Consider the following 20,137-nt stretch of genomic DNA (forward strand, 5'->3'; position numbering starts at 1 on the left):
GCCCACCGGCCCGGGCGGGGGGCAGGGGTCGGTCGTGTCCGCCGGGGCACAGCGGTGCACGCGCCGGTACGGGCGGTGTCGAACCGTGCAGGGAGGGTACCCAGGGCTAGCGCGGAGGGAGTGATCGGGATGGTGCACAACGGCGACGACGCGACGCTCGCCGCACGTGCCGAGGGCCCCGGTCTCCGGGTGGCGGCGCAGCCGCCCGCGGAGCGGCCGGCGCCGGAGGCGGCGAGCGACCTGCCCCGGGATCGCAACCAGGCGATCCTCGAAGCGGCCAAGCAGGTCGGCACGCTGCTCAAGCGGGGCGGGCATGACTTCGCGCTGGCGGGCAGTGTGGCCGCGTACGCCCACGGTGCCGGCGAGAACCTTCAGCACGACGCCGACTTCTGCATCAGGCCCGAGGACGCCGAGGCCGTCGCGGCCACCCTGCGCGGCGCCGGGCTGCCGGTCCACACCCCGCCGGAGGACTGGCTGCTGAAGTCGACATGCTTCGGGCAGGACATCGACATCATCTTCGAGCTGGCGCACCGCCCCGTCTCGACGGGCATGCTGGAGCGGGCGCAGGAGATCCCCGTGGACTCGGTGCGCATGCCGGTGCTGGCGCCGACCGACCTGCTGTCGAGCCTGCTCGCCGCCTTCTCCGAGCACCACTGCGACTTCGGCGCGGTCCTGCCGATCGCCCGTGCGCTGCGCGAGAAGGTCGACTGGGAGCGGATCCGTCAGGACATCGGGGACCAGCCGATGGCCGCCGCCTTCCTCTTCCTCCTCGAACGCCTGAGCGTGATCACTTCGCGGGAGGAGCAGTCATGACCGGCCCCGACGCCGGGGGCGTCTCCGGCGCTCCGGCCACCGAGCACCTGGAGTACCGCGTCGCGCACCTGCGTGACCGCCTCGCCGCCGGGGACCTCGGTGAGCTGGGGGTGCGCATCGAGGTGCGCGGTGAGGCGGTGCTGCTCACCGGCACCGTGCCCTCCGCCCGCTGCCGTGACGAGGTACGCCGTCTCGCCCAGGAGGAGCTGGCCGGGCTGCCGGTGCACTGCGACCTCGTGGTCACCGACTCGTCCTCGCCCGATCACGCGGAGGACCTCACATGATCCGGATCGCCGCCGTCGGGGACATCCACATGGGTCCCGACAGCCAGGGCGTGCTGCGCCCGGCGTTCGAGACGCTGCCCGAGTGTGCCGACGTCCTGCTGCTGGCCGGGGATCTCACCCGGCACGGCACCGCGGACGAGGCCCGGGTGGTGGCACGCGAGATCGCGGATCTCGGGGTGCCCGTCGTCGCCGTGCTCGGCAACCACGACCACCACGACGACCGTCCGCGGGAGGTCACGGCCATCCTGGAGGACGCCGGTGCCCAGGTGCTGGAGGGACGGGCGACGGTCGTGACCGCGGGCGGAAGCCGCATCGGGGTGGCGGGCACCAAGGGGTTCGGCGGCGGCTTCGTCGGGCGCAGCGCCGGTGAGTTCGGTGAGCCGCTGATGAAGGAGTTCGTGCGGTACTCCCGCCGGTGCGCCGACGGGCTGCGCACGGCGCTCGAGCAGCTGGCCGTCGAGGACTGCGACGTGCGGGTCGCCCTGACGCACTTCTCCCCCGTGCCGGAGACGCTGGCCGGTGAGCCGCTGGAGATCTATCCGTTCCTCGGCAGCTATCTGCTGGCCGAGGCGATCGACACCGCGGGCGCCGACCTCGCGGTGCACGGGCACGCGCACGCCGGCACCGAGCACGGCATGACGAGCGGCGGCGTCCGGGTACGCAACGTGGCGCAGCCGGTGATCGGCCGGGCGTTCCACGTCTACCACGTGCCCGTGGGTGCGCGGCTGCCGTAGCCGCGGGGCGCCGTACCGGGACGAACCCGGCGACGGCGGGCGGCGTACTGCACTTGGCGCCCCTTCGCCTCACCAAAGCGCGAAACACCCGCGGGACGGACATTCCGCGGCCCCTTCCAGGCAAGCCCTAGGGCTTCGGGACGGTTTCTCCCCGTACCTGACTGGAAGGAGACCTTTCGCATGGTGCACAGACATGCCGCGGCCGGGCGCCGTACGGCCCTGGCCGCGGTCGGCACGTTGTTGCTGAGCGGGATCTGTTCGACCGCGGCGGCCGAGGCCGAGCCGCCGCCACTGGCGGGGCCGTTGCCCTCGGCGACCCAGACGCTCGGGGCCGACCGGCCGTCGGCCCAGGTGCTGCGCGCGCTGGAACGCGACCTCGGTCTGACCGGGCAGCAGGCGGCGACCCGGCTGGTGAACGAGGCGGAGGCGGGCACCCGCGCGGGTCGCCTCCGCCTGGCGCTGGGCGAGCGGTTCGCCGGCGCCTGGCTCAGCGGCGCCACCTCGGGCACGCTCACCGTCGCGACCACCAGCACGGCGGACGTGACCACCATCCAGGGGCAGGGCGCGAAGGCCGCGGTCGTCAAGGCGACCCTGGCCGACCTCACGGCCGTCAAGGGCAAGCTGGACAAGGCCGCCTCACTGGTCAGCACGCGCAACGCCCCGCAGTGGTTCGTCGACGTGCCGAGGAACAAGGTCGTACTCGAGGCGGCGAGCAGGTCTGCCGCGGACGCCTTCCTGCGGGCCGCCGGCCTCGACACCAAGCAGGTCGACGTGAAGGTGTCGTCGAACCGGCCGCATCTGATGGCGGACATCACCGGGGGCGACGCGTACTACGTCAACGGCGCGGCCCGCTGCTCGGTCGGTTTCTCGGTCACCAAGGGCGCTCGGCAGGGCTTCGCCACCGCCGGCCACTGCGGTGACCCGGGCGACCGGACGACCGGCTACGACCAGGCGGAACAGGGCGCCTTCCAGGCCTCCGCGTTCCCGGGCAAGGACATGGCGTGGGTCTCGGCCGGCGGGGACTGGACGGCCACCGCGAACGTCAAGGGCGAGGAGGGCGCGACCGTGCAGATCGGCGGCTCCGTCGAGGCGCTGGTCGGGGCGTCGGTGTGCCGGTCCGGCTCCACCACGGGCTGGCACTGCGGCACGATCCAGCAGCACGGCACGAGTGTCAGCTACGCCGAGGGCGTCGTCGACGGGCTGACCCGGACGACGGTGTGCGCCGAGCCGGGCGACTCCGGTGGCCCGTATGTCTCGGGCGCCCAGGCACAGGGTGTGACCTCGGGCGGCACGGGTGACTGCACGAGGGGCGGCACGACGTTCTACCAGCCGGTCAACCCGGTCCTCGGCGACTACGGGCTGACGCTGAAGACGGCCTCGACCGGTGCCTCGGCGCCGGGTCAGCAGGACGGCGGGCAGGCCGACGGATGGGCCGCCGGCCGGGTCTACCACATCGGGGCCACGGTGGTCCACGACGGCGTCCGCTACCAGTGCCTGCAGTCCCACCAGGCGCAGGGCGCCTGGTCGCCGGCCGCCACGCCGGCGCTGTGGCAGCGCGTGTGACGGTCCCTCGGGCCCGGCGGCATCGGACACGGCGCACCGCCTCGTCCGGTGCCGCCCCCGCGTCGCAGTAGGGAAGACGACGTGGGGGACGGCGTATCCGGTGGCACGCGACGGCTCCGGTCCACCCGGGCCACGGCGCAGTCCTCGCCGGGCAGGGCGAGCGGGGCCGGCACCGCGAGCCGGTGGGCCAGTTGCTGCCGGCTCGTCCCGTCGAGCCGGACGGCGTCGGGTTCCCCGGCGCCGGTGCGCCGGCTGCGAAGCGGCTCAGCCCCCGGGTCATCGACCAGTGGCTCCACGCGACGGTGCCGCCGGCGCCCGGACGCGGCGGGTGGGCGGCCAAGGACTTCTGTCCCTGCTTGGGCCGCGGGGGTCGGCGGCGACAGCAGCAGGGAACCGCCGTCGTCGGACAGGGCGAGCGCGGCGCACTCGCGGCTGTCGCGTCAGACGCCGTCGGCCTCGGCCGGGTCGAGCACCGCGTCGATGTCGGTGCTCTGGACTTCCGTGGTGATCTTCTCGGTGGAAGGCATGTCACCATCCCCTCAGGGTGTAAGGGTGTAGAGCAGTACCTCCGGCATCCGGTGACACCGCATCCACACGATGGATGCGAAAGCCTGCAGAATGCGCAGAGTTGCAGAGTTCAACCTCTCCTCGGATGACGGGGCGTCACTCGCGGCGCTCCGCTTCCCGGGGCAGCTGCTCGGCAAGGCGGCTGGCCTGTGCCAGCAGCGCACCATGGACGGCCAGCGCCTCAGGGCCGTTCGGGACCCGCCCGGGCAGCTGCTCCCGCAGGGCGTCGAGGGCCCGGTCGAGTTTGTCGACGGACTCCCGCAGCTCGTCCTCGGATCCGTCGCCGAAGCGGGTCCTGGCGTACAGGTGGATCGCCTCGGCCGCGCGGCACAGGAAGTCCGCGTACGGGCCGGCGATCCGGGGGTCCGGCCGGGTGGGGCCGCGCTTCTCCTCGGCGACCTCCCTCACGGTGCGGGTCACGCCGGCGGTGTGGACGGCCACGTAGTCGAGGACGACGACGGCATCGTCGTACGCGCGGCCGGGCGAGGACTGCCGGCGCCAGCCGAGCGGGTTGACGCGCAGACTCTCGCGGCTCCAGCCCAGGGATGAGCGGGCCTGGTCGACCAGCCGCCGCAGGCGCAGCGCCCGTTCGTGCCAGCCCTCGGCGCGGTGGGCGTCCCACTCGTCCTCCCGGAGCCCTTCGGCGACGGAGGTCAGGATGGCGTGGGCCTCGCCCGCCGCGTCCTCAAGGGCGGCCCGGGTGTCACGCAGGTACACGGGCGGGCGGATCAGCGCGTTGACCGCGATGCCCACCAGCGCGCCGAAGAGGGCCTGCGCGATCCGGGCCGCCGAACCGGTGACGCCGACGTTCGGGTCGGTGAGGACGAACAGCGCTCCGGTGGCCGCGTAGATGCCCTGGCTGCCCAGTTGCCGCCAGCTGCCGACGATGACCGCCGGCGGAAGGACAAGAGCCATCGCGGCCATGGCGTTGCCCAGGGCCAGCACGCCCGCGGTGGCCGCCACCGTGCCGAAGGCGATGGCCGCCAGCTGCTGCAGGCCGTGCGCCACGGACCGGTACACGGTCGACTCCACCAGCACGACCGCCACCCAGGGCGCCACGAAGGCCATGGGCGCCTGGAGCCACCACCCCACCACCGCCCAGGCCACCCATGCGGCCAGCGCCGCCTTCGCGGCCTGCACCGCCAGGTCGCGCTCCCGTCCCGGGGCCGAGCAGGCCCGCCGTACCGCGTCCACGGCGGCGTCGTAGCCACGCCTGCCCCTGTGCCCTGTCGTGCGTATCCATCCCATGCCACTCAGGTGCCACGCAGGCAAGCTTTACAACTGGCAGAAATGCCGACGGTTCGGCTCAGGAGCCAAGCTCGACCCGGAGGGCGAGCCGGTCACGGTGCAGCGGACGTTCGCCACGGCCCGCTCGATCGAGTTCGACGCCCTGCTGCTGGCGGGCGTGCCGGGGCCGGGCGGCGACGCCTACGGGGCCAGGGACGCCAAGGCGGGCAACGGCGAGCCGAACGGCGCGCGGCCCACCGATCCGAGGGTGCTGCTGATGCTGGGCGAGGCGTTCCGGCACGGCAAGGCCATCGGCGGCTGGGCGGGCGCGCAGGCCGCGCTTGAGGCCGCGGGCGTGCCCGACGACGCGCCCGGCGTGGTGACCGGCGAGTCCGGGACCGGTGTCCTGGAGGAGATCTCCGGGCTGCTGAAGAGCCACCGGGTGTGGGAGCGGTTCGCGCCGCGCGTGTGAGGAGACGCCAGGCTCGGTGTGGCGCGGATCACTCGGAAAGTTCGCGATGCGCCACATCGGGCCCGGCTGCGATTACCGAACGGCGGGCGGCCGGGAGTCGACTTTGGAAGCCCGGATCAAGATCCAAGATTGACCTTCAAAACACAGGCAAACTGAGTGCCGTACCGTGGAATAATTGGAAATGAAGCGTCGGGCCAGGCCGACGTCACATCGAGCTGGCACGGAAACCGCAGGAATTAACGTCCTGTTCATGACTCAGCTGGACGTACGGCCCCAGGCCGCAGACACGGACGCGGCCTCCGGAGGCATGCGCGCCAAGGGCCTGAGCGGGAACTCCGTCGGCCTGCTGGGCAGCGCGGTCATCGGTGTGTCCACCGTGGCCCCGGTGTACTGCCTCACCTCGACGCTCGGCTCCACGGCGGGCGAGGTGGGCGTCCAGATGCCCGCCGTCTTCCTCGCGGGTTTCCTGCCGATGCTGCTGGTGGCCTTCGCGTACCGCGAGCTGAACAGGGTGATGCCGGACTGCGGCACCTCGTTCACCTGGACGGTGAAGGCGTTCGGGCCGGGCGTGGGCTGGATGTGCGGCTGGGGGCTGGTGATCGCCACGATCATCGTCCTGTCGAACCTGGCCGGCGTGGCCACCTCCTACTTCTGGCTGCTGGCCGGCGAGATCACCGGCAGCGAGTCCGTCGCCGCCCTGGACGGGAACAGGGCCGTCCACATCCTCACCTGCCTCGCGCTGATCGCTGTCGCGACGGTGATCAGTTACCGCGGGATGACCGCGACCAAGGGTGTGCAGTACGCGCTGGTGGCGCTGCAGCTGGTGGTGCTGGCCGTGTTCGTGGCGATGGCCTTCGGCAAGGCGGGTACGCCGGACTTCCCGACCTCGGCGGACTTCTCGTGGTCATGGCTGAATCCGTTCGCCGTGCAGTCGTTCGGCGCGTTCACCGCCGGCCTGTCGCTGTCGATCTTCATGTACTGGGGCTGGGACGCCTGCCTGACCGCCAACGAGGAGACCAGCGGCAGCAGCCGCACACCCGGCCGCGCGGCCCTGGTCGCCATGGTCGTGCTGGTCGGCTCGTACCTGGCCACCGGAGTCGCGGCGCAGATGGTCGTCGGCTCCGGCGACCAGGGGCTCGGCCTCGCCAACCCCGAGACCTCCGACAACGTCTTCGCCGCGCTCGCCGGGCCGGTGATGGGCCCCGCCCTCGGCATCCTGCTCTTCGTCGCCGTCCTCGCCTCGGCCGCGGCCAGCCTCCAGACCACGTTCATCCCGGTGGCCCGCACGGTGCTCGCGATGTCGACGTACGAGGCCCTGCCCGCCTCGTACGCCCGGGTGCATCCCCGCTTCAGGACACCGGGGCGGGCCACGGTCACCGCGGGTGTCGCGACCGGCGTGTTCTACACGCTGATGACGCTGGTCAGCGAGCACGTGCTGGTCGACACGATCTACGCGCTCGGCCTGATGATCTGCTTCTACTACGCCCTGACGGCCTTCGCCTGTGCCTGGTACTTCCGTGCGGAGCTGCTGCGCTCCGGCCGCGACCTGGTGTTCAAGGGGCTGTTCCCCGTGGTCGGCGGTGTGCTGCTGGCGGCGGTGTTCGCCAAGACGCTGGTCGACATGTGGGACCCGGCGTACGGCAGCGGCTCGTCCGTGCTGGGGGTGGGGTCGGTGTTCGTGATCGGCGTCGGGCTCCTGGCCCTGGGCCTGGTGATCATGTCCGTGATGCGGTGGCGCAACCCGGCCTTCTTCCGCGGTGAGGTGCTGACGGCGTCGACGCCCGCGCTGGTCGCCAAGGACTGACGTCGGGCGCCGGCGCTACCAGGCGACCGGCAGCCGCTCCGGGATGCGCTTCATGAAGCCCGTGCGCCACACGAGTTGCTCCACCGGCACGGCGAGGCTCAGCTCCGGCAGGCGCCGCTGGAGCACCTCCAGGGCGATCCGGGCGTGGGCGCGGCCCAGGGCGGTCGCCGGGCAGTAGTGGGAGCCGCCGCCGAAGGAGAGATGGTCTGCGGCGTTCTCCCGGTGGACGTCGAAGCGGTGCGGGTTGGGGAACTTCTGCGGGTCGAGGTTGGCCCCTTCGACGAGGACCAGCACGAGCTCGCCCCTCTTGACCTCCACGTCGCCCAGCCGGACGTCCGCGAGGGCCAGCCTGGGCAGGGCGTCACCGATGGAGAGGTTGACCCTCAGCAGCTCCTCCAGCCCTCGGTCGAGCAGTTCCGGCTGGTCCCGGAGCAGGTCCCAGGTGGCGCGGTGGACGAGCAGGTGGACCAGCGCCATGGCGAGGAATCCGGCGGTGGAGATGACGCCGGCGCCGAACATGGTGACGCCGACGGTGGCCAGCATCTCGTCCGTCAGGTGCGCGTAGTCGGGGTCGTCGCGCAGGGCGGCGAGTTCGCCCATCAGGCCCCGGGTCGCGGGATCGTCCAGCAGCGAGGTCATACGGCGGATGTCCCGGTCCCAGTTGATCTTCGCCCCGGTGACGGGGCACGGCGAGTTCATGAACGCGATGTCCAGGCTGCGCAGGAACCGCGGCGCCTCGCTCTGCGGGATGCCGAGAATGCGGCAGTGCATCCCGGCCGAGTACGGATCGCAGAACGCGGCCCGCAGATCCGCGGTGGGACCGGCCTCGACGAGGGCGTCGACCAGCCGTTCGGCCTCGGCACGCATCCACTCGGTCAGACCCGGCGCCTTGGGGCTGAGGGCCTTCATCACCGCCCGGCGCAGCCCGGCGCCGGTGATGTTGCCCATGTTGTTCACGACCTCGGGCGGGATCGTCAGCGCGTACTGGCGCGGGACGCCGGGTGCGGAGGTGTCCTTCAAGGAGAACCGGTCGTCCTCCAGCACCTGCCGGCACAGGCCGTGGGAGGACACCAGCCAGGCCTCGTCGCCGGCGATCGTGCGGACCCGCCGTACCGGAGTCGTGGCACGCAGCGCCTCCACCTCGGCGGGCACCCGCGTCCCGTCCCACGAGAACGGGAAGTCGAGCACGTCCGTGGCGCGGGCGGTGTCAGGCGCGATGGTCATGTGGTGGCTCCTTCGGCGGTGACGGGGGTGACCACGGCGTGGCCCTGGTTGCGGGAGGCGCGCAGGCCGGCGCCACGCGAGTAGAGCAGTTCCGCCATCGGCAGGAGCTGGTGGTAGCAGTTGAGCGAGGACGGCACACCGAGAATCGCGGGGGTGTCGAGGAACAGCGGGGCCTCGGCGCACACGTACTCCAGGCACACCGCTTGCCGCTGCTCGCTCACCTCCTCCCCGCGTGCGCTCAGGAACCGGGTCACCAGGGCCTCGCACACGGCGCGGAAGTCGTCGTCGGTGCGGAGCCGGCTCTTCAGCCGCCGGTGGATCTCCTGGTACGCCGGGTTGGAGCGGAAGTCGGACATCGGCTGCCAGCGCAGCCGCGCCCCCTCCGGGTCGGCGGCGGTGGCCGCGTCGCGGACCTTCGCGCGCACGCCCCGGAGATTCTTCACCGCCTTTCTGCGGGCGTCGTCGGGGGCGTAGCCGGTCGCCTCGTACATCTCGGCCAGGTACAGGTCGGTGTAGACGAAGTCGATCTTCTCGAAGTGGTCCAGCCCCCAGCGGGCGAGGTCGTGCAGCCGCCGGGCGGAAAAGTAGCTGTTGCCCGGCGAGACGCCGATGACGGCATGCGCGCCCTCGGCGTGGATCACCTCGCAGTGGGATGTGTACGGCTGAACCTGGAAGACGTCGGCCATCAGCACGGATGCTGTGGTCAAAGGGGTAGGCCTCCGCCGCGCGCAAGTCCCTGCGGGGCCCTGTGCCCCCGGTGTGGCGACGCGGCGCGCTCACGCTATCCGCACGGGACGTGCCCGCCTAGTAACGCTGTGAGATTGGCCGAAAACGCTCGTAGCAACTGTCGAGAGCCGGGAAGCGTCCCCGCGCCGGGCTCCCCCGGCCGCCGCGGGGACGCCGGACGAGATGCGGGCTCCCGCTCGCCCCACGACAACGAACGGGCGGGCTCCCCGCACACAGGGAGCCCGCTCCACTTGCGACGCGTTCAGTGCTTGAACGTGTCCTTGGTCTTCTCCTTGGCCTGACGAGCGTCGCCCTTGGACTGTTCCGCCTTGCCCTCGGCCGTCATCCGCTCGTTGCCGACCGCGCGGCCGGCCGCCTCCTTGGCCTTGCCCTTGGCCTCTTCCATCTTGGCCTTGGCCTTCTGCTCTCGCGCCACGATCGTTCACTCCAAGCATCGGCGGCGTTCGCTGTCACCCACCGGGTGGCCCGCTCCGCGAGGCTCAAACACCGCCGGCTCATCCGGGCCCGGTGGACCAGGTGCCCACCGGTCACCGTGATCGGCCGGTGGGAGCGGGGAGCGGCTCCCGCGCCCGCGTCACGCAGGTCACGCGTCCGTCAGGCGCCGAGGAGACGTGGCGCACGGCCACGCCGCCGACCGCGCCGTGCGGCCCACGCCGAGCGCACATGTTGTACGGCGGCCGCGCAGGCCGTCGGGATCCGGCCAGAGCGCCACCGTCCCGCGACCGTCGCGGCCGGGTGATCCAGCCGGGCGGCACCGCCCCCGACGGGGCCGTCCATGGAGGACCTCGTCCCGCCCACCACCCGGTACCCCTCCCCGGCGGGAGCTGTAGGGGCCCTGGCCGGAAGCCGCCGGGCGCCCCCTCAGATGTCCCGCTGTTCCAGCGGCCGTACCGCCGGGCCCTGCACGACCTGTCCGTCGGGGGCGAAGCGGGAGCCGTGGCAGGGGCACTCCCAGGCCTGCTCGGCCCGGTTGAACGCCACGAGGCATCCCAGGTGCGTGCAGCGCGCGGACACCGCCTGCAGCCGGCCGTCCTCGTCCCGGTGCACCGCGCAGCGACGGCCACCGATGTGCATGACGGCGCCGTCGCCAGGGGCGAGGTCGTCCGGGCCCGGGCGGGTCAGGCCCGGCAGCCGGTCACCGAGGAAGTGCCGGGCGACGGTGGCCTGGTGACGCAGGAACTCGCCGCCCTCACGCAGCACCGGGGCGATGCGGCGCGGGTCGTACAGCTCGCTCCACGGCGGCACCTCACCACCCGTGATCTCGTCGCACAGCAGCCGGCCCGCCATGATGCCACCGCTGAGCCCCCAGCCGCCGAAGCCGGTGGCGACGTAGACCTGGCGGCTCGCGGGATGCAGCGGGCCGACGAGCGGTACGTGGTCGGTGGAGTCGTTGTCCTGGGTGGCCCAGCGGTGACTGAGGTGCAGCGTGCCGAAGTGTCGCTCGGCCCAGCTGGTGAGGGTCGCGAACAGCTCCTCGGTGTCCTTGCCGCTGCCGGGGGTGAAGTGCTCGCCGGTCACGATGAGCAGGCGTTTGCCGTCCGCGTCATCGTCGTACGGTGCCGTGCGCACCGAGCGCGTGCGGTGCTCGGGCGTGATGTACATCCCGTCGGGCGCCTCGGCCGCGTCGACGGGAGCGGCGATCACGAGCTCCCGACGGGGCGAGAGGCGGGTGAAGAGCAGGGCGCGGTCGAAGATCGGGTAGTGGGTGGCGACGACGACCGCGCGCGCGGTCACCTGGATGCCGTCCTGCGTGGTCAGCACGCACGGCTCCCCCTCGGTGAGCTCGGTGACCCGCGTCCCCTCGTACAGCTGCCCTCCCCCGGCGCGGATGGCGTCCGCCAGCGCGAGCAGGTACTTGCGTGGATGGAACTGGGCCTGGTCCGCGACCCGTACCGCCCCCGCGACCGGGAACGGCAGGTCCGTCTCCGTGACGAACTCGGCGCTCAGACCCGCCTCCTTGGCCGCCTCCGCCTCGGCCCGCAGCTCGGGGATCCGCCGGCGGCCCTGCGCGAAGGTGTAGGCGGCGGTTTCCTCCCAGTCGCACGCGATCCCCAATTCCTCGACGATCCCGGCGGCGTGGTGGATGGCCTCCGTCTGGGAGCGCGCGTAGAGGCGCGCCCCGTCGGTGCCACGGGTGCGCCGCAGCCGGTCGTAGACGAGGGTGTGCTGGGCGCTGAGCTTCGCGGTGGTGTGGCCCGTGACGCCCGCGGCGATCCGGTCGGCCTCCAGCACCGCGACCCCGTGCCCGCGCCGGGTCAGCTCCCATGCCGTGCTGAGCCCGGCGATGCCGCCGCCGACGACGGCGACGTCGACCTGGAGGTCGGCGGCGGGCGGGGGTGCCGGGTCACCGGGCGGAAGGGTGTCGAGCCAGTACGACGCCTGGAGTGCTGCCTGCTCGGTCATGGCCGCCGAGTTCCCGTGGCAGGTGCCGGTCACACGGAGCCGTTCGGGTCGGGTCGAAGGCGCCGGATCCGCCACACGTTGTCGTCCCGGTAGCCCTCCTCCCCGTCGGGCGAGACACTCGCCCGCCGTACCGTCTCCGACGTCTCGACGGACCAGCCCGCCTCGGGCAGCGCCAGTTCGGCGAGGACGCTCTCCAGCGTGGGGAAGACATGGTCGAAGGGGGGTTCGTCCTGCCAGGACGGCCAGCCCGCGTGCATCACGATCAGGAGTGTGCCGTGCTCGGCGACCGCATCGGCGGCGCTCCGCAGCACCCCCTGCTGGTCGATGCCCACCGGGGACTGGAGGTACTGCGCGTTCACCAGGTCGAAGGTGCCCTGGGGGAAGCTGTGGCCGAGTTCGTGCCGCTCCCACGCGGTGCGGTCGCCCACCCCCGCGTCCGCGGCGTGCAGAGCGGCGCGTTCGAGGGCCGTGGGCGAGATGTCGACGCCGGTGGCCCGCCAGCCCCGGGACGCCAGCCACACCACGTCGGCGCCCTCCCCGCAGCCCAGGTCGAGGGCGGTGCCGGGACGCAGACCGGACACCTCGCGGACGAGCAGGGCGTTGGGGCGGCCGCTCCAGACGCGGTCGGTGTCGCGGTACCGGGCCTCCCAGAAGGCGGCGGGCTCGGTGGGTGCGGGGACTGCGGTCATGGGATCTCCGTGAGTTGTCATCCGGCCCGGGAGGGCCGGATGTGGCTGGGGGTGTCCTGCCTTCTGCGGCTCCCGAGGAGTGGCCGTCCGGCTCTCCGGGGCGCCCTGACTCTCGGGGGCTGCGGCGGCTGGCGAAGTGCACCGGCCTGGTGCGGTGTCCGCAGCTCGAGCCTGGCCCGGCCGGGGCAGGGGGACAAACGACGTTGCCGAAACGGCAAACCGCGCATCGGCCCTGCCGTACGGTGGTGGCCGTGCAGACCAGCGACCAGGGGCCCGGGGCCGCGGCGACCCGCTTCACCGGGCGGGCCGTCACCCGCGTACGGCCCGTGTCCGGCACACTCGCCGAGGTCACCCTCGACGACGGGCGGGTGGTGATGGTGAAGCGCCAGGACGCCCCGGGCGGGGTGGGAGCCGAGGCGGCGGGGCTGCGCTGGCTCGGCGCCGCGGGCGCGGTGCGCGTTCCGGCCGTGCACGGTCATGACGGGCGGTGGCTGGTGACCGACCGGGTTCCGGACGGGCGTCCGGGCGGGCGGGCCGCGCTGCGGTTCGGGCGGGACCTGGCCGCGCTGCACGCCACGGGTGCGCGGGCGTTCGGGACCGCTCCGCCGGGCGGCCCGACGGACGCCTCGATCGGACTGGCGCCGATGCGCAACGTCCCCGGCACCGACTGGCCCCGCTGGTACGCCGAGCACCGTGTCCTGCCCTATCTGCGGCGTGCCGTGGACGACGGCACCCTGCACGCTGCGCAGGCCCGCGTCGTGGAGCAGGTCTGCGAGCGGCTCCCGGAACTCGCGGGGCCCGCCGAGCCGCCCGCCCGCCTGCACGGCGACCTGTGGAACGGCAACGTGCTGTGGGGCGCCGACGGACACGCCTGGCTCATCGACCCGGCCGCGCACGGCGGGCACCGCGAGACCGACCTGGCCATGCTGCGCCTGTTCGGCTGTCCTCATCTCGACGAGGTGCTCGACGGCTACCAGCAGGCCGCCCCCCTCGCCGGGGGCTGGCGTGACCGCGTCGCGCTGCACCAGCTCTTTCCGCTGCTCGTGCACGCGGTGCTCTTCGGCCGGTCGTACGCCGTACGGGCCCTCGACGCGGCGAGGGCGACCCTGGCCCGCTGACCTCCCGGCCTGCGCAGCTCCCGGGCAGGCACCCGGGATACAGTGCCGACCTCATCGAAGAGGGGACATCACGGTGCGGGTCGGGGCGGGGAACGCGCGGCGGGGGCTGGTCCACCTGGCGCTGGCGGTGGCGCTGCTGACGGGCTGCGGGCAGGCGGCGCGGGACGACGCCGAGGCGTCCGCGAGCGCGTCGGCGGCGGGCGGGCCCGAGCGGGCGGACGGGGCGGCGGGGGACGCCGGGAGCGGCGGCACGATCGGTGCGGCGGGTTCGCCCTGCGAGTTGCCGGTCACCTTCCGCATCGCCGCGCGGTGGGAGGCGGAATCCACCGCCGTCCCGGGCGAGGACGTACCGGAGGAAGTCGCCGACATGGTGTGGCGGCAGGGGCCGGTGAGCGCCGCCTGCGAGGTCGACGCCAAGCCCGCCGGGCACATCGGCTTCCTGCGGATCTGGACCGGCGAGCCGGGCGCGGCCGACGCACGCACCGTCCTGGAGGAGTTCCTGGCCGCCGGCGAGGGGGCGGGCGAGGAGAAGTACCGGTCGTTCGAGGCGGGCGGCCTCGCCGGTACCGAGGTGCGGTACCGGTGCACCAGCGAGCTGACGGACGAGACCAAGACGGAGCGCGCGCTCGCCGTCGTCACACCGGACGGCCCGGTCGTCCTGCACCTCGGCGGGCTGGACACCGCGGAGCACGAGGCGATGCTCCCGGCGTACGAGCTCGCGAAGCGGACGTTGCGGGCATCCTGACGCGCGGCGGGCCTGCCGGGGGCGCCCGGGCCCGCGTTCCGGCAGATCGGTGCCCTCCGGGCAGGTCCCGTGCGGCGGCCCATGGCGTACGCTCCGGATTCGGCCCCGCCCGGGTGCGGGCAAGGGGCGTCGTGGCGCATTCTTGCTGTGTCGCCCGCGCGATTCGCGCGCAGGGACGAGGTAGGGCCGATGACTGGGAGCGCCGAAGGCCGGAACAGGACGCTCGGCGGGCTGGCCACGCTGCTGGCCGACGCCGCCGGTGAGGCGGTCCGCGCCACCGACGGCCGCGCGGCCGGCGTCTATCTGCTGTCCAGCAGTCCCGGCGTCCTGCGGCTGGCCACCCTCGTGGGGCTGCCGGCCCGGTTGTACCGGCCCTGGTGGCGGCTGCACGTGGACCGCCGGTTGCCGGTGGCCGACGCCTACCGGCTCGGGGTGAAGGTGGTGCTGCCGAACAGCACCGAGAGCATGCGCCGCTATCCGCAGTTCGCGGCCGGACTGCCCTTCCCGGTGGGGACGGTCAACGTGCCCCTCATGGGGTCGGCGTCGCCCTTCGGCGTGCTGACCGTGCTGCTGCCCGCCGTCTCCGACGTCACCGAGGTGCTGGCCAAGCGGGACCGGCTGGCGGAGATCGCCGAGGAGCTGGCGACCGGCGTGCGGCGGCTGGGGGCGGCGGGGGTGCCGCTCGTCTGGGACGACGAGCCGCTGTGCGTACGACCGCTGGGCCCGCGCCGCACGCCGAAGCGCATCGGGCGCTTCCTGTGGCAGCCCGTGACCGACGTCGTCACGGCGGACGACAGCACGCGCGCCCTGCTGGGGCTGGCGGCCGACGAACAGCCCCGCGCTGCGGACACGTTGATCGGTGCCGTGATCGCAGAGGACCGGGAACAGCTCGCGGACCTGCTGCGGGAGGCGGCCGCCGGCAAGCAGCCCTCGGGGCCGCTGCTGCTGCGCACCACCGGGGGCGCGCCCCGGATGGTGGAGGTGTGCGGCACGGATGCCGCCGCCCCGGGCCCGGACCAGCCGGTCGCCGGGATCGTCCTCGACGCGGGCTCGATGGCCGACGCGGCCGCCGACCAGCTGCCCCAGGGCGTGTTCTGCATGGACCGGCTGGGACTGATCGTCTACGCCAATCCGCGCGCCGCCGAACTGCTGGGCGAGCCACGGGCACGCTTCCTGGGGCGTGCGCTGTGGGAGGGCGTGCCGTGGCTGGGCCACTCGGCGTGCGAGGACCATCTGCGGGCGGCGCTGCTGTCGCCCCAGCCCGTGCACTTCCACGTCAGACGGCCCTCGCCGGGTGCGGGGGAGACCGGCGCCGAGCGGTTCGAAGGGTACGACGGCAACTGGCTGTCGCTCTCCGTCCATCCCGGCCCGGAGTTCCTGACCTGCACAGTCGCCCCGGCCCAGCGCGGCGCGCAGGCCCCGGACCCGCCCGAGGCGGCGGAGGAGACCCCCGACGCCGAGGTGGCCACGACCTCGCTGGTGCACCGGCCGATCGTCCTCGCCATCGCGCTCACCGAGGCGACCACCGCCCGGCAGGTCTCCGCCGTGGTGATGCAGGAGCTGCTGCCCGCGTTCGGCGGCCGCCGCCTCGCCATCTACCTGCTCCAGGACCGGCACCTGTATCTGGCCTGGGAGACCGGTTTCCCACTGGGGTTCCTCGCGCCCTTCGAGGGTGTGGGCCTCGACGCCCGGCTGCCCGGGGTGGAGACGCTGACCACCGGCACGCCGCTGTTCTTCGACTCGATGCAGCAGCTCGCGAGCACCTACCCCGGCATCCCCCTGGATGCCACCGAGGGCGCCCGCGCCTTCCTGCCCCTGATCGCGTCGGGGCGGCCGGTGGGTTCCTGCATCCTCGGCTTCGACCGGCCCCGCAGCTTCAGCACCGAGGAACGCACGGTGCTGACCGCGCTCGCCGGGCTCATCGCGCACGCCATGGAGAAGGCGCAGCGCTACGAGACCGAGGCCGCCCTCGCCCGCGGACTGCAGCGTGCCCTGCTCCCCCGGCGGCTGCCGGTGCATCCCCGGGTGGAGACGGCGGGCCGGTACCTGCCGGGCACGCAGGGCATGGACGTGGGCGGCGACTGGTACGACGTCGTCGAGGCCGGGGACGGACTCGCCCTCGTGATCGGCGACGTGCAGGGGCACGGGGTGCAGGCCGCCGCGACCATGGGTCAGCTGCGCAGCGCGGTGCGCGCGTTCGCGCTCGACGACCGGCCGCCCGACGAGGTGCTCAGCGGCACCAACCATCTGCTCATCGACCTCGACCCCGGCCAGTTCGCGTCCTGCTGCTACGTCCGTCTCGACCCGCTCACCGGCCGGGCCATGGTGGCCCGGGCGGGGCACCCGCCGCCGCTGCTGCGCCGCCCGGGCGGACGTACGCGCGTGCTGGACATTCCCGGCGGCGTGGTCCTCGGGGTGGACCCGTTCGCCCGTTACCCGGTGACGGAGTTGGTGATGGACCCCGGTGCCGTGCTCGCGCTGTACACCGACGGGCTCGTCGAGCGGGTCGGCCACGACATCGACGACGGGATCAGCGCGCTGCGGGTGGCGCTGGCCAAGGGCGGTGCCTTGGCGAGCCGGCGGGGCGGCCGCTCCCTGGTGACCCTCGCGGACCGGCTCACGGCTGCCGCCCGGCACTCCGCGGACCGCCCCGACGACATCGCCCTGCTCCTCGCCGCCCGCCGTGCCGCGCAGCCACGATGAGGATCGGGCGGGCAAGGGGGGAGGAACGGCGTCCCGCCGGCGCGGACAGGCATGCCGGGAGGCGTACCAGGCGGGCCCCGTCACATGACACAAGCGGCTCACCACGCGGTGTGACTTCTCTCGCCTCCTCGGGCTCGGGAGTGTAGACAGGGCACATGGTCCGGCAATTGGGCCGATCCCGTACTCGGCCCACCCGTCCCCCCGCAGCAGAGCACGCCGCACGCACGCCTGTCTCCGGGCCGAGCGGGCGGCGGGCGCGGTCCGACACGGACGGCGGGCCCGACGCGCAGGGAAAGGGCGGCCGTTCGCGGTGGAGTCCCGCCGCGGCGTTGCGAGCCGCGCTCAGTGGGCGCAGCGTCGCCGGGCAGGTGTTCTTCTTCCAGGTCCTCATCGTGCTGCTGCTGGTCGTGGTGGCCGTGGTGGCGCTGGTCCTGCAGAGTCGCAGCGACAGCACCGAGGAGGCCCGCAACCGGTCGCTGGCCGTCGCCGAGACCTTCGCCCACGCGCCGGGCACCCGCGAGGCGCTGAACAGCCCCGACCCGTCGGCCGTCCTGCAGCCACGGGCCGAGGCGGCGCGCAAGGCGGCGGAGGTCGACTTCATCGTCGTGATGAACACCGACGGCATCCGCTACACGCACCCGATCCCGGACCGGATCGGCAAACAGTTCGTCGGCACGCTCGGGCCCGCGCTCGCGGGCGGCACGGTCGTGGAGGAGATCGACGGGACGATAGGGCAGCTGGTGCAGGCCGTGGTGCCCGTCAAGGACCCCGACGGCAACGTCGTCGGGCTGGTGTCGGCCGGAATCACCACCGAGCACGTGGGGGGCGCGGCCAACCGGCAGTTGCCGCTGGTGCTGTTCACCGCTGCGGCCGGGCTGGTGATGGCCACGGCAGGCACGGCGCTGGTGAGCCGGCGGCTGCTGCGGCAGACACGGGGTCTCGGGCCGCGGGAGATGACCCGGATGTACGAGCACCACGACGCGGTGCTGCACGCGGTCCGCGAGGGCGTGCTCATCGTCGGCGCCGACGGCGATCTGCTGCTCGCCAACGACGAGGCCCGTCGGCTCCTCGGCCTGCCCGACGACGCCGAGGGCCGTGGGGTGCACGATCTCGGCCTGCCCGCGGACGTCGCCGAGCTGCTGGCGTCGGGGCAGGTCGTCACGGACGAGGTGCGGCTGGTGAAGGACCGGCTGCTGGCGGTCAACCAGCGGCCCACCCATCTGCGGGGCGGCCCGCACGGCAGCGTCGCCACCCTGCGCGACTCGACCGAGCTGCGCTCCCTGTCCGGGCGGGCGGAGCTGGCGCGCGAACGCCTCGACATGCTGTACGCGGCCGGTGCGGGCATCGGCACCAGCCTGGACGTGACGCGCACCGCCGAGGAACTGGCGAATCTGGCCGTACCCCGGTTCGCGGACTTCGTGACCGTGGACCTGTTCGACGCGGTGCTCAGCGGTGAGCAGCCGGGGCCCGGGACCGAGATGCGCCGCACGGCCCTGGCCGGCGTGCGCAAGGATCCGCCTCTGTACCCGGTGGGCGAGCGGATCGAGTTCGTGCATTCCTCGCCGCAGGCCCGCAGTCTGCGTGCCGCGCAGGCGACGCTGGAGCCCCGGCTGCGGGACGCGCCGGGCTGGCAGGCGCAGGACTTCGAACTCACCTCGCAGGCCCTGGACTACGGAATCCACTCGCTGATCACCGCGCCGCTGCGGGCCGGTTCCCTGATCCTCGGGATGGTCACCTTCTGGCGCGGGACCGGCTCCGGGCCCTTCGACGCGGAGGACCTGACCCTCGCCGAGGAGCTGGTGGCCCGCGCCGCCGTGTCCATCGACAACTCCCGCCGCTTCACCCGCGAGCACACCATGGCGGTGACGCTCCAGCGCAGCCTGCTGCCGCGCAGCCTCCCCGAGCAGAGTGCCCTGGAGCTCGCCTACCGGTATCTGCCGGCCCAGGCCGGGGTCGGCGGCGACTGGTTCGACGTGCTGCCGCTGTCCGGTGCCCGCGTCGCCCTGGTCGTGGGGGACGTGGTGGGGCACGGGCTGCACGCGGCGGCCACGATGGGCCGGCTGCGCACCGCGGTGCACAACTTCTCCTCCCTGGACCTCGCGCCCGACGAACTGCTCGGACTGCTCGACGAGCTGGTCGCCCGGATCGACCAGGACGAGGCGGCCGAGGGCGGCACCGCGCCCGTCACCGGCGCGACCTGCCTGTACGCGATCTACGACCCGGTGGCGCGGCGCTGCGTCCTCGCCCGCGCCGGGCATCCGCCACCGGCGCTGGTCCGGCCCGACGGCGGCGTGGAGTTCCTCGACGTGCCCCCCGGTCCCCCGCTGGGCCTGGGCGGCCTGCCGTTCGACACCGAGGAGGTGGAGGTGGCGGAGGGCAGCCGGCTGGTGCTGTACACCGACGGGCTGGTGGAGGACCGGGAGCGGGACATCGACGTCGGTCTCGATCTGCTGCGCACGGCACTGGAGCAGGCCGGGCCGTCGCCGGAGGAAACCTGCCAGGCGGTGCTGGACTCACGGCTGGGGGCCAGGCACAACGACGACATCGCCCTGATGGTCGCCCGCACGCGGGCGCTCGGGCCGGACCGGGTGGACGCCTGCGACGTGGAGCCCGATCCGGCGGCCGTCGCCGAACTACGCGCCCGAGTCACCCGGCGACTGACGGAATGGGGTCTTCAGGACCTCGCGTTCACCACGGAACTGATCCTGAGCGAGCTGGTCACCAACGCCCTCCGCTACGGCGGTGCGCCGATCCGGGTGCGGGTGCTGCGGGACCGCAGCCTGATCTGCGAGGTGTTCGACGGCAGCAGCACCGCCCCGCATCTGCGGTACGCGGCCATGACCGACGAGGGCGGGCGCGGCCTGTTCCTGGTCGCGCAGCTCGCCGAGCGCTGGGGCACGCGCTACCTGCCCGGCGGCAAGGTGATCTGGGCCGAACAGCCGCTTCCGTGAGCTCGGCCCCGCCTGCCGGCCGGGGTCCGGCGGTCCGGCGGGCGTCACGCACCGGTCCGCAGCGGATTACGCCGGCGCCCCGCGCATGCGAGG

15 protein-coding genes and 1 pseudogene are annotated in these 20,137 nt (G+C 73.5%); 10 read left to right on the top strand and 6 right to left on the bottom strand.

Going from position 1 to position 20,137, the window contains the following annotated elements; translation table 11 throughout:
- Nucleotides 1-129: 129 nt before the first annotated feature.
- The 4 genes from ACGF8A_RS19490 (at nt 130) to ACGF8A_RS19505 (ending at nt 3,394) form a co-directional block, all read left to right on the top strand.
- Entirely contained in the window at nt 130-813 is a 684-nt protein-coding gene (locus tag ACGF8A_RS19490; RefSeq protein WP_393109706.1) for a nucleotidyltransferase family protein, read from the top strand.
- Nucleotides 810-1,097, top strand: coding sequence for a BON domain-containing protein (locus ACGF8A_RS19495; RefSeq protein WP_393109708.1), 288 nt, complete (start codon nt 810-812; stop codon nt 1,095-1,097). The genes ACGF8A_RS19490 and ACGF8A_RS19495 overlap by 4 nt, the downstream gene beginning before the upstream one ends.
- Nucleotides 1,094-1,831 (top strand): metallophosphoesterase, encoded by a 738-nt coding sequence (locus tag ACGF8A_RS19500; protein WP_393109710.1) that lies wholly within the window; start codon nt 1,094-1,096, stop codon nt 1,829-1,831. Before ACGF8A_RS19495 ends, ACGF8A_RS19500 begins: the two co-directional genes overlap by 4 nt.
- Before the next feature lie 180 nt (nt 1,832-2,011).
- Nucleotides 2,012-3,394 (top strand): carbohydrate-binding protein, encoded by a 1,383-nt coding sequence (locus tag ACGF8A_RS19505; RefSeq protein WP_393109712.1) that lies wholly within the window; start codon nt 2,012-2,014, stop codon nt 3,392-3,394.
- Nucleotides 3,395-4,057: 663 nt separating this feature from the next.
- Here ACGF8A_RS19505 and ACGF8A_RS19510 read toward each other — a convergent pair.
- Nucleotides 4,058-5,209 carry an aromatic acid exporter family protein gene (locus ACGF8A_RS19510; protein ID WP_393109714.1) on the bottom strand — a complete coding sequence of 384 codons (1,152 nt, stop codon included), beginning with the start codon at nt 5,207-5,209 and terminating at the stop codon, nt 4,058-4,060.
- A 58-nt stretch (nt 5,210-5,267) separates the two neighbouring features.
- Here ACGF8A_RS19510 and ACGF8A_RS19515 point away from each other — a divergent pair.
- Nucleotides 5,268-5,660 (top strand): annotated as a pseudogene (locus ACGF8A_RS19515) (catalase HPII); the annotation flags it as partial.
- Between the two features lie 250 nt (nt 5,661-5,910).
- Nucleotides 5,911-7,464 (top strand): APC family permease, encoded by a 1,554-nt coding sequence (locus ACGF8A_RS19520; RefSeq protein ID WP_393109716.1) that lies wholly within the window; start codon nt 5,911-5,913, stop codon nt 7,462-7,464.
- A 15-nt stretch (nt 7,465-7,479) separates the two neighbouring features.
- Here ACGF8A_RS19520 and ACGF8A_RS19525 read toward each other — a convergent pair whose 3' ends face one another.
- The 5 genes from ACGF8A_RS19525 to ACGF8A_RS19545 all read right to left on the bottom strand — a co-directional run bounded on the left by ACGF8A_RS19525 (nt 7,480) and on the right by ACGF8A_RS19545 (nt 12,527).
- Entirely contained in the window at nt 7,480-8,688 is a 1,209-nt protein-coding gene (locus ACGF8A_RS19525; RefSeq protein WP_393109719.1) for a cytochrome P450, read from the bottom strand.
- Nucleotides 8,685-9,395 (bottom strand): tRNA-dependent cyclodipeptide synthase, encoded by a 711-nt coding sequence (locus ACGF8A_RS19530; RefSeq protein ID WP_393109721.1) that lies wholly within the window; start codon nt 9,393-9,395, stop codon nt 8,685-8,687. Before ACGF8A_RS19530 ends, ACGF8A_RS19525 begins: the two co-directional genes overlap by 4 nt.
- A 281-nt stretch (nt 9,396-9,676) precedes the next feature.
- Entirely contained in the window at nt 9,677-9,850 is a 174-nt protein-coding gene (locus ACGF8A_RS19535) for a CsbD family protein (RefSeq protein WP_393109723.1), read from the bottom strand.
- A gap of 446 nt (nt 9,851-10,296) precedes the next feature.
- Nucleotides 10,297-11,838 carry an FAD-dependent oxidoreductase gene (locus ACGF8A_RS19540; RefSeq protein ID WP_393109725.1) on the bottom strand — a complete coding sequence of 514 codons (1,542 nt, stop codon included), beginning with the start codon at nt 11,836-11,838 and terminating at the stop codon, nt 10,297-10,299.
- 29 nt (nt 11,839-11,867) lie between these two features.
- Nucleotides 11,868-12,527, bottom strand: a complete 660-nt coding sequence (locus ACGF8A_RS19545; RefSeq protein ID WP_393109727.1) for a class I SAM-dependent methyltransferase — start codon at nt 12,525-12,527, stop codon at nt 11,868-11,870.
- 251 nt (nt 12,528-12,778) lie between these two features.
- Here ACGF8A_RS19545 and ACGF8A_RS19550 point away from each other — a divergent pair, with 251 nt between their 5' ends.
- From ACGF8A_RS19550 to ACGF8A_RS19565, 4 genes are all read left to right on the top strand, one after another.
- Nucleotides 12,779-13,645 (top strand): fructosamine kinase family protein, encoded by an 867-nt coding sequence (locus tag ACGF8A_RS19550; protein ID WP_393109729.1) that lies wholly within the window; start codon nt 12,779-12,781, stop codon nt 13,643-13,645.
- A 73-nt stretch (nt 13,646-13,718) separates the two neighbouring features.
- The gene (locus ACGF8A_RS19555; protein ID WP_393109731.1) at nt 13,719-14,390 is read left to right on the top strand and encodes a lipoprotein; all 672 of its coding nucleotides are present in this window, start codon (nt 13,719-13,721) and stop codon (nt 14,388-14,390) included.
- Nucleotides 14,391-14,579: 189 nt separating this feature from the next.
- Complete coding sequence (locus ACGF8A_RS19560) at nt 14,580-17,093, top strand: SpoIIE family protein phosphatase (RefSeq protein WP_393109733.1); 2,514 nt, start codon at nt 14,580-14,582, stop codon at nt 17,091-17,093.
- Between the two features lie 155 nt (nt 17,094-17,248).
- Entirely contained in the window at nt 17,249-20,044 is a 2,796-nt protein-coding gene (locus ACGF8A_RS19565; protein WP_393109735.1) for a SpoIIE family protein phosphatase, read from the top strand.
- Nucleotides 20,045-20,137: the final 93 nt, after the last annotated feature.

Source organism: Streptomyces sp. NPDC047706, from assembly GCF_043204795.1.
Lineage (GTDB): Bacteria > Actinomycetota > Actinomycetes > Streptomycetales > Streptomycetaceae > Streptomyces.

Coding starts and splice junctions, on each gene's coding strand:
- ACGF8A_RS19490 (WP_393109706.1), top strand. CDS start 130: ATGGTGCACAACGGCGACGACGCGACGCTCGCCGCACGTGCCGAGGGC.
- ACGF8A_RS19495 (WP_393109708.1), top strand. CDS start 810: ATGACCGGCCCCGACGCCGGGGGCGTCTCCGGCGCTCCGGCCACCGAG.
- ACGF8A_RS19500 (WP_393109710.1), top strand. CDS start 1,094: ATGATCCGGATCGCCGCCGTCGGGGACATCCACATGGGTCCCGACAGC.
- ACGF8A_RS19505 (WP_393109712.1), top strand. CDS start 2,012: ATGGTGCACAGACATGCCGCGGCCGGGCGCCGTACGGCCCTGGCCGCG.
- ACGF8A_RS19510 (WP_393109714.1), bottom strand. CDS start 5,209: ATGGGATGGATACGCACGACAGGGCACAGGGGCAGGCGTGGCTACGAC.
- ACGF8A_RS19520 (WP_393109716.1), top strand. CDS start 5,911: ATGACTCAGCTGGACGTACGGCCCCAGGCCGCAGACACGGACGCGGCC.
- ACGF8A_RS19525 (WP_393109719.1), bottom strand. CDS start 8,688: ATGACCATCGCGCCTGACACCGCCCGCGCCACGGACGTGCTCGACTTC.
- ACGF8A_RS19540 (WP_393109725.1), bottom strand. CDS start 11,838: ATGACCGAGCAGGCAGCACTCCAGGCGTCGTACTGGCTCGACACCCTT.
- ACGF8A_RS19545 (WP_393109727.1), bottom strand. CDS start 12,527: ATGACCGCAGTCCCCGCACCCACCGAGCCCGCCGCCTTCTGGGAGGCC.
- ACGF8A_RS19560 (WP_393109733.1), top strand. CDS start 14,580: ATGACTGGGAGCGCCGAAGGCCGGAACAGGACGCTCGGCGGGCTGGCC.
- ACGF8A_RS19565 (WP_393109735.1), top strand. CDS start 17,249: ATGGTCCGGCAATTGGGCCGATCCCGTACTCGGCCCACCCGTCCCCCC.